Here is an 8201-nt window from a genome sequence, read left to right as displayed (position 1 = left end):
GCCTACATCACGGGCGCGCTGCTGACCGTCGACGGCGGGTTCAGTATCTGACCCGGCGGCGAAAACAGCGGATGCGCTTGGGACGGGCCCGGCGCCGAGCGGATGCCGCCGGTTGACCGGGCCTGTCCGTGACGCCGGCTCCAGTGATCCGGCAGCGGCCGGGCGAGCCGGCTTCGAGGATCGTCAAATCGGGGCCGGATCGACGCCCGTCAAGCCGAAACCGAGCTGGCTGTACAGCTCCAGCTGGTCGAAGTACTCGCGATGGGTGACGATCTTCCCGCCCTCGATGTGCGCGGCGCAGGTCGCGCGCACGGTGATCCTCCGGCCCGTGCCCGGTATCTCCCGCCCGTCCGGCAACAGGATGGGCCCCGTGTGCGTGCCGGTGTAGGTCCATTCGGTGATGGCGGGGTTGTCCAGCTGCTCGAGTTCGTTCCACGCCGTCGCGTGAAAGTCCGGGAATCCCCCGAAGATCTGCTCGTAGTGCCAGGCGATCTGGTCATGGCCCTCCGCGATGCCCGACGGCGAGACGTAGACGGCGTCCGGGCTGTAGCAGGCCAGCACCCCCGCCACGTCGTGGGTGTTGATCGCGACGCTCAGCTTGTGTTTGACGTCCCAGCGTGTGCACACGGATGTCCCCAGGCCGATCAGGATCCAGATACCTCTCCACGCTACGCAGCGGGTGGTCAGCAGCCGGTTATCATCGCGTCGTGCGCGGACCAAAGGTGCGTGAGCGCCGATGGGCGCCTCCGGCCCGCCGGGGACGCCCATCGCGCCGGGGTCAGCCGAGCTGGGTGATCCGCGGGGGTTTGAGGGTGGACAGGATCTCATCGCTGCACTGGCACGAGCCGCATCCGGGGAGCATGGCCCCTCCTCCTCTAGGGTTCTCGCTTAGAAGTCTGCGGCACCCGGGGCATGGAATGCCTGACGGGGGCACATGGTTGTGTCCGATGAAGAAGGGAGTCGTGCGTGGCGACGATCGAGGTAACCGAGAAGAACTTCAATGAGGTCGCGGACAGCGGGATCGTCCTGCTCGACTTCTGGGCGTCGTGGTGCGGCCCGTGCCGGACGTTCGCCCCGATCTTCGAGAAGGCTTCCGAGCAGCATGGGGACATCGCGTTCGGCAAGATCGACACCGAGGCGCAGCCCGAGCTGGCGCAGGGGTTCAACATCACCGCGATTCCGACGATCATGGCGATCCGGGACGGCATCGTGGTGTTCTCCCAGGCGGGAGCCCTGCCGGGGGCGGCGCTCGAGGACCTGATCGGCCAGCTGCGGGCGCTGGACATGGACGCCATCCGCGCGGAGATCGGCGCGGAGCTGGACGAGGCCCAGAAGCAGAGCGGCTGAGCGAGTTCCAACGAAACAGGGGGCCCTCCGGAAGGAGGGCCCCCTGTTTCGTTCGTCTCAGAGCTTGCGGCCGACCCCGCCGAAGCCGACCGAGGCGTGTGTGTCGGGCAGCGGGTCGTCGGCGTCCGGCCGCCAGTCCCGGGGCGCGACCAGGCCGGGTTCGAGCAGCTCGTACCCGTCGAAGAACGGCAGGATCTCCTCGCGGCTGCGCAGCGCCAGCGACGCGGTGGCCTTCTTGTAGATCTCCAGCGCCTCGGCGCTCACGTCCGGCAGCGAGTCGGTGGCGTGGCTGATCGCCAGGTAGCTGCCCGGCGCGCTCACGTCCCGCAGCCGCGCCAGGATCTCGTACGGCTTGTCCGCCTCGTGGACGAAGTGCAGGATCGCGAAGAGCAGGAACGCCACCGGCCGGTCGAAGTCGATCTCCCGGCCCACGGCGGCCAGCAGCTCGTCGGGGTCGCGGACGTCGCTCCTGACCACCTCCACGTTCTCGCCGCGGCTGAGCAGGGCCTGGCCGTGCGCGACCACGACCGGGTCGTAGTCGACGTACACCACCTTGCAGTCCGGCGCGAGGCGGTGCGCGATCTCGTGCACGTTGCCCTGCGTGGGCAGGCCGGAGCCGATGTCCACGATCTGCCGGATGCCGGCCTCGACCAGGCAGTGCACGGTCCTGGCCAGGAAAGCGCGATTCTCCCGTGCCGCCGCCCGGACGTCGGGGAAGAGGCGTGTCATCTGTTCCGCGGCGGCCCGGTCGGAGGCGAAGTTGTCCTTGCCCCCGAGGTGGTAGTCATAAATGCGGGCCACGTTCGGCGTGTTCGGGTCGACGCCGGGAGGCGGCTGGGTCATCTGTACTCCCCTGACAGCGGAGAGACGATCATACGGCGAAACCGGTAAATATCGTCATTGGGCCCTGTACAGTTCGGCCACCCGAAAAGCCAGATCCAGTGACTGCCCCCGGTTGAGCCGCGGGTCGCACGCCGTCTCGTACCGCAGGGCCAGGTCGCCTTCCACGATCGGGTGGCCGCCGCCGACGCACTCGGTCACGTCGTCGCCGGTGAACTCGATGTGGATGCCTCCCGGGTGGGTGCCCAGCGCGCGGTGCACCTCGAAGAAGCCGGCCACCTCGTCCAGCACGTCGTCCAGGCGGCGGGTCTTGTAGCCGCCGGCCGCCTCGAAGGTGTTGCCGTGCATGGGGTCGCACACCCAGGCCACCGTGGCGCCGCTGGCGGCGATCTTCTCCACCAGGATGGGCAGCGCGTCGCGGACCTTGCCCGCGCCCATCCGGCTGATGAAGGTGAGCCGCCCCGGCTCGTTGTCGGGGTTGAGCTTCTCGACCAGGGTGAGCGCCTCCTCCGGCGTGGTGGCCGGGCCCAGCTTCACCCCGATCGGGTTGCGGATCTTGCTGAAGAACTCCACGTGCGCGCCGTCCAGCTGCCGGGTGCGCTCGCCGATCCAGACCATGTGCGCGGACACGTCGTACGGCTGCCCGGTGCGGGAGTCGATCCGGGTCAGCGCGTGGTCGTAGTCGAGGATCAGGGCCTCGTGCGAGGAATAGAACTCAACGGTGTGGAATTCTTCTGGCTCGGCCCCGCAGGCGCGCATGAAGGCCAGCGCGTGGTCGATCTCCCTGGCCAGCTGCTCGTAGCGCTGCCCGGCGGGGGAACCCGCCACGAAGTCCTGGTTCCAGGCGTGCACCTGGCGCAGGTCGGCGTAGCCGCCCTTGGTGAAGGCGCGGGCCAGGTTGAGCGTGACCGCCGAGGAGTGGTAAGCGCGCAGCAGGCGGCCCGGGTCGGGAACCCGGGCCTCGGGGGTGAAGTCGAAGCCGTTGACCATGTCCCCCCGGTAGGCCGGCAGCTCCACCCCCTGGCGGATCTCGGTGTTCTTGGAGCGCGGCTTGGCGAACTGCCCGGCCAGGCGGCCGATCTTGACGACCGGCACCCGGCCCGCGTAGGTCAGCACGATGGCCATCTGGAGCAGCGTCTTGAGCTTGTTCCGCACGTTGTCGGCGGTGGCCCCGGCGAAGGTCTCGGCGCAGTCGCCGCCCTGCAGCACGAAGGCCTCGCCCCGGGCGACCGCGGCCAGCTCGTTCTTGAGCTGGTCGCACTCGCCGGCGAAGACCAGCGGCGGCAGGCCCTTGAGCTCGGTCACCACCCGGTCCAGCTCGGCCCGCTCGGGCCACTCGGGCTGCTGCGCGGCGGGCAGGTCACGCCATGTGTCGAGGTTGAGTGCGCTCACGACACACCAGGTTATTGCAACGTGTCCACCGTCACCGCCCGCTTGTCCACCTGGTGAGACCGTACGTGTTCCGGCAGGAAGCCCAGGCCGATCACCCGTCCGGCCAGCGCCTTCGCCGGATCCGGGACGGCCTGAAGGGCGTCGCCGAATCCGCTGACGTAGTCCTCGCCGGACAGCACCCGGGCGATGACCTGGTTCTGGATGCGCAGCTGGAGGAACTGGGTGGCCATCGTCGGGTACATGCGCCGCCACTGCACGCGGGCCAGCAGCGAGTCGGGCACCGGGTCCAGCACCGGCCGCCGGCGCCGCTCGGCCCTGGCCATCGGCCCGGCCAGGAGGTTGGCCGCGGCGACCGCGTCCTGCACGGCCAGGTTGATGCCGACGCCGCCGATGGGGGACATGGCGTGCGCGGCGTCGCCGATCACCAGGAACCCCGGCAGGTGCCACCGGCTCAGCCGGTTCACGGCCACCGTGAGCACGCTCACGTCGTCGAAGGTCAGGTGGTCCGGCCGGGTGAACGGCAGCAGTTCCTTGACGGTGGCCCGGAAGCGCTCGATCCCGGCGGCCTTGAGCTCCTCGTAGCCGCCCTTGGGGATGAGGTAGGCCAGCTGCCAGTAGTCGCGCCGGTTGATCGCGACCATGCCGACGCCGACGCCCGGCCGCAGGAACATCTCCACCGGGTCGCCGTCGGCGCGGTCCAGCCGGAACCAGGCCACGTCCATCGGCGCGCCCAGCTCACGCGGCTCGAACCCGACCGCCCGCCGCAGGGTGGAGCTCCGCCCGTCGGCCGCGACGGTGAGCGCCGCCCGGATCTCCCGCTCCCGGCCGTCCTCCCGGTAGCGCACGCCGCGCACGGCCGCGCCGTCCCTGATCACGTCGTACGCCTCGGCCCGCATGACCAGCCGGAAGCCCGGGTACTCGGCCGCCGCCGTGGTGATCATGTTCAGGAACTCCCACTGCGGGACCATCGCGATCTCCTGGTACTTCCCGGGCAGCTTCCGGAAGTCGGCCAGCGGGATCATCCCGTCCCCGGTGCTCACCGCCAGGTACGGCAGCGCGTGGAACGGCAGCCGCCGGAACTCGCCCATGAGCCCGAGCTCGTCCAGGACCTGGAGCGTGGACGGGTGGATGGTGTCGCCCCGGAAGTCGCGCAGGAAGTCGTCGTGCTTCTCCAGCAGCGTGACGTCGATCCCGGCCCGGGCCAGCAGCAGGCCCAGCATCGCGCCCGCGGGCCCGCCGCCCGCGATGACGCAGGTGGTGTCCGACATAATTCATCACCCCTTGAAATGTCGTGCATATCGTGACATGCGCTTCGCTCCTCTGAAGGCGCCTACCCGCGAAAAATCCCGGCAACCGGCAATCCGCCCGGCCTCCGGCGGCGAATAGCCCCCGTGAACGACGTTGTGTCCATGCTCGCGACGGGCCGCGGCCCCGGGCTCGAAGAGCTCCTGGGCGAGGTCGCGCGCGGCGACGAGGCGGCTTTCGAGCGGTTGTACGACCGCGTCGGCGGCCAGGTCTTCGGGCTGATCCGCCGGGTCCTGCGGGACCGGGCCCAGGCCGAGGAGGTGGCCCAGGAGGTCATGGTCGAGGTCTGGCGCACGGCCGCCAGGTTCGACCCGGCCAGGGGGACCGCCCTGTCCTGGGTGCTGACCATGGCCCACCGCCGCGCGGTGGACCGGGTCAGGTCGGCGCAGGCCGCCACCGACCGGGAGGAACGGGCCGCCAGGATGGCGGGTGACGTCGCCTACGACCAGGTCGCCGAGGCGGTGACCACCCGGCTGGAGGGCGAACGGGTGCGCCGCTGCCTCGACGGCCTGACCGACCTGCAACGCCAGGCGGTCACGATGGCGTACTACGGGGGATACAGCTATCCGGAGGTGGCCGGGCTGCTCAGGGTGCCGCTCGGCACGGTCAAGACACGAATGCGCGACGGACTGGTTCGACTGCGCGACTGCATGGGGGTGGAAAAATGAACGACGACCTCCACACCCTCTCGGGGGCGTACGCGCTGAACGCACTGCCGTACCGGGATCAGGGGTTGTTCGAGGAGCACCTGGCGCGCTGCGAGGCGTGCGCGGACGAGGTGCGCGGGCTGCGGGAGACCGCGGCGCGGCTGGCCGCGGGCGTGGCCGAGCCGCCGCCGATGGCGCTGAAGCGGCGGGTGATGGCCGAGATCGCCCAGGTCCGGCAGGAGCCGCCGAGACCGGTACGGGCCCGGGAGGAGAACGTGGTGCCGCTCGCCCCGCGCTGGCGCTACCGGCTGGCCGTGGGGCTCGCCGCCGCGTCGGCGGCCGCGGCCGTGGCGGCCGGGGTGGTCGCGGTCGACGCCATCGGCACCGCGCAGGACCGGGACCGCACGCTGGCCGAGACCGAGAACCTGCTGGCCGCGCCGGACGCCGTGGTCCGGCGGGTGCCGCTGACCGGCGGCGGCGAGGCCACCATCGTCGTCTCGCCCGGCCGGGGGAGGCTCATGTTCGCCTCGGAGCTGCCCGCGCTGCCGGCGGACGAGACCTACCAGATGTGGCTGATCGGGCCCGGCGGCATCCGCTCGGCCGGCCTGGTGGACGGCGGGGGCGGGGTCAGGACCGCGACGCTGGCCGTGCCAGGCGAGGCCGAGCGTTTCGGCGTGACGGTCGAGCCCGCGGGTGGATCCCCGCAGCCCACCACCACGCCGATCCTGCTCACGAAGCTCGCCTGAGCACCTCCAGGGCGCGGACCAGGTCCTCGGTGGCCAGCGTCCTGATCCGCGCGTAGGACTCCTCCGGGTACTGCCGGGGGCCGTCCTCCACCAGCAGGATCAGGTCGAGGTAGGCGCGGTAGAGCGCGACCCTGACCTCGGTGGTGTGGGTGAACAGGCCGCGCCCGCCGCCGGCCTCGTGGTAGCCGGCCAGCATCGGGTCGTCGCCGTCGATCTCCCCGAAGATCGTCGGGGTGATGAAGTCGGCCAGCGGGTCGCCCCAGAAGGCGCGCTCGTGATCGATGAGCGCCTCGATCCCGCCGTCCTTGAGGAAGACGTTGCCCGGCCAGATGTCGAAGTGCACCAGCCGGGGCGTGACGATCTCGTCCAGCGCGGGGGCGCTGGTGTGGAACAGGCGGGCGATCTCCAGGATGGAGAGCGGCAGCGGCGTCGCGTAGTGCACCGCGTCGTCCAGCAGCGCGCCCGCCATCACCAGGAACGCCTCCCGCCAGGTGCTCCCGGTCAGTCCCGCGTACGGGTAGCCGAACACGCCCGAGTCCGGGACGGAGTGCAGGACGGCCAGGAGGCGGCCGATCTCGAAGCGGACCTCGCGCTCCTTCTCCGGCTCCAGCGCGACGCGGTTCCAGGGCTCGCCGTCCAGGGCGGACAGGATCAGGTAGTCGCCGCCGATCAGGCTGTCGTCGAAGCCGGCGTGCAGCAGCTCCGGCATCGGGAGGCCGGTGCCGGCGGCCAGGTCGTAGACCATCGCCTCGGTGCGCAGCAGGTCCCGCTCGTAGGTGAGCAGTTTCAGGTCCGGCGGCGGCCCGACCTTGAGCACGACGTCCCGGCCGTCCTCCAGGCCCACCCGCCAGACGGCGTTGGCGAAGCCGTCGGGTAACTCCTCGGAGGAGACCATCCCGACGCCCAGCGCGGACAGCACGAGGGCGTCCAGCTCGGCGGCCGAGAGCCGCCGTTTAGTCCTGCTATCCATCATTGGGGTCCTAGCTGACGGCGAGGGTCCAGGAGGCCTCGTGGGTGTCGCCCGGCTTCAGCACGATCAGGTCGGTGCCGGAGTTGTACGCGTCCGGCGGGCAGGTCATCGGCTCGACGGCCAGCCCGCGGAAGCCGAGCCCGGTGCCGGTGCAGATCTGCACCCAGGGCAGCGCCCCGGCGTCCCACGTCATCTCCAGGGCGCACTCCGGGCCGTGCACCCGTACCCGCCCCTCGGCCAGGCCGGTGAAGGCGTGGTCCACGGCCGTCTCGCCGATCCGCCGGGGCGTGCGGAAGTCGTACGGCGTGTACGTGACGTCCTCCAGCGTGACCGGCGCCAGCAGCTGGTCCACCAGCAGCACCTGGCCGGCCGGGAGGTCCAGCTCGTAGTCCCGCACGTCCGGGCCGGCCAGCAGCCACGGGTGCGGGCCCGTGCCGTACGGCGCGGCGGCCTCGCCCACGTTCTCGGCCGTCATCGTGGTCTTCAGGCCCTCCGCGGACAGGTCGTGACGCAGCTCGAACCGCAGCCGGTACGGGTAGCCCGGCCGCGGCTCCAGCGTGTGGGTGAGCCGGATGAACGCGTGCTCGTCCTCGATCGCGGCGAACTCCACCGCCGTCCAGGGCACGTCCGAGACGAACCCGTGCAGGGCGTGCCCTCGGTCGGGCTCGTTCACCGGCAGTTCGAAGCACTCGTCCGCGAAGACGTAGCGGGCGCCCACGACCCGGTTCGGCCACGGCGCGAGAACGGTGCCGCTGTAGAAGGGGATCGGGCCATCTTCCGGCCAGCTCGGTATGAGCTCGCGGTCGCCGCGCCACAACCCGTGCACGGCGCCGCCGAGCTCGGTCACATCGGCGCGATAACCACCGCCGAGAAGAGTGAACTGGGACACGTAAGTCCTTTCTGTGCTTATGGCCGAGCCCCTGGCTCGGCGGGCTTGGCCGCCCCGTAGCCGGC

9 protein-coding genes are annotated in these 8201 nt (G+C 70.9%); 3 read left to right on the top strand and 6 right to left on the bottom strand.

Annotated elements, in window-relative coordinates; all coding sequences use genetic code 11:
- Nucleotides 1–183: 183 nt before the first annotated feature.
- Complete coding sequence (locus Aph01nite_RS40185; RefSeq protein WP_239162343.1) at nt 184–627, bottom strand: ester cyclase; 444 nt, start codon at nt 625–627, stop codon at nt 184–186.
- A gap of 339 nt (nt 628–966) precedes the next feature.
- Here Aph01nite_RS40185 and trxA point away from each other — a divergent pair, with 339 nt between their 5' ends.
- Nucleotides 967–1347: a thioredoxin gene (gene trxA / locus Aph01nite_RS40180; RefSeq protein WP_204046341.1), complete on the top strand. Its 381-nt coding sequence runs from the start codon at nt 967–969 to the stop codon at nt 1345–1347.
- Nucleotides 1348–1404: 57 nt separating this feature from the next.
- Here trxA and Aph01nite_RS40175 read toward each other — a convergent pair whose 3' ends face one another.
- From Aph01nite_RS40175 to Aph01nite_RS40165, 3 genes are read right to left on the bottom strand one after another with little or no spacing between them, the layout of a single operon-like run.
- Complete coding sequence (locus tag Aph01nite_RS40175; protein ID WP_204046340.1) at nt 1405–2190, bottom strand: SAM-dependent methyltransferase; 786 nt, start codon at nt 2188–2190, stop codon at nt 1405–1407.
- A 54-nt stretch (nt 2191–2244) separates the two neighbouring features.
- Nucleotides 2245–3579 carry a class II 3-deoxy-7-phosphoheptulonate synthase gene (locus Aph01nite_RS40170; protein ID WP_204046339.1) on the bottom strand — a complete coding sequence of 445 codons (1335 nt, stop codon included), beginning with the start codon at nt 3577–3579 and terminating at the stop codon, nt 2245–2247.
- Between the two features lie 11 nt (nt 3580–3590).
- A complete protein-coding gene (locus Aph01nite_RS40165; protein WP_204046338.1) occupies nt 3591–4847 on the bottom strand; it encodes an FAD-dependent oxidoreductase in 1257 nt (418 codons plus the stop codon).
- Between the two features lie 141 nt (nt 4848–4988).
- Between Aph01nite_RS40165 and sigK the strand changes: the two genes are divergently transcribed.
- Nucleotides 4989–5552 (top strand): ECF RNA polymerase sigma factor SigK, encoded by a 564-nt coding sequence (sigK, locus tag Aph01nite_RS40160; RefSeq protein WP_204046344.1) that lies wholly within the window; start codon nt 4989–4991, stop codon nt 5550–5552.
- Entirely contained in the window at nt 5549–6277 is a 729-nt protein-coding gene (locus tag Aph01nite_RS40155) for an anti-sigma factor (protein WP_204046343.1), read from the top strand. Before sigK ends, Aph01nite_RS40155 begins: the two co-directional genes overlap by 4 nt.
- Here the strand turns inward: Aph01nite_RS40155 and Aph01nite_RS40150 are convergent.
- Both Aph01nite_RS40150 and Aph01nite_RS40145 read right to left on the bottom strand, forming a co-directional pair.
- Entirely contained in the window at nt 6261–7247 is a 987-nt protein-coding gene (locus Aph01nite_RS40150) for a phosphotransferase family protein (protein WP_204046337.1), read from the bottom strand. The two genes, Aph01nite_RS40155 and Aph01nite_RS40150, sit on opposite strands and share 17 nt — an antisense overlap.
- A gap of 10 nt (nt 7248–7257) precedes the next feature.
- Complete coding sequence (locus Aph01nite_RS40145) at nt 7258–8136, bottom strand: aldose 1-epimerase family protein (protein WP_204046336.1); 879 nt, start codon at nt 8134–8136, stop codon at nt 7258–7260.
- Between the last annotated feature and the right edge of the window lie 65 nt (nt 8137–8201).

Origin of the sequence: Acrocarpospora phusangensis (assembly GCF_016862995.1) — a bacterium.
In the GTDB taxonomy this organism is placed as follows: Bacteria; Actinomycetota; Actinomycetes; order Streptosporangiales; family Streptosporangiaceae; genus Acrocarpospora; species Acrocarpospora phusangensis.
The sequence above is the reverse complement of the archived record's forward strand: the minus strand, read 5'-3'. Positions and strand labels throughout refer to the sequence as shown.

Excerpts from the sequence above, each read along its gene's own strand:
- Aph01nite_RS40175 (WP_204046340.1), bottom strand. The coding sequence starts at position 2,190 with ATGACCCAGCCGCCTCCCGGCGTCGACCCGAACACGCCGAACGTGGCC.
- Aph01nite_RS40165 (WP_204046338.1), bottom strand. The coding sequence starts at position 4,847 with ATGTCGGACACCACCTGCGTCATCGCGGGCGGCGGGCCCGCGGGCGCG.
- sigK (WP_204046344.1), top strand. The coding sequence starts at position 4,989 with ATGCTCGCGACGGGCCGCGGCCCCGGGCTCGAAGAGCTCCTGGGCGAG.
- Aph01nite_RS40155 (WP_204046343.1), top strand. The coding sequence starts at position 5,549 with ATGAACGACGACCTCCACACCCTCTCGGGGGCGTACGCGCTGAACGCA.
- Aph01nite_RS40150 (WP_204046337.1), bottom strand. The coding sequence starts at position 7,247 with ATGGATAGCAGGACTAAACGGCGGCTCTCGGCCGCCGAGCTGGACGCC.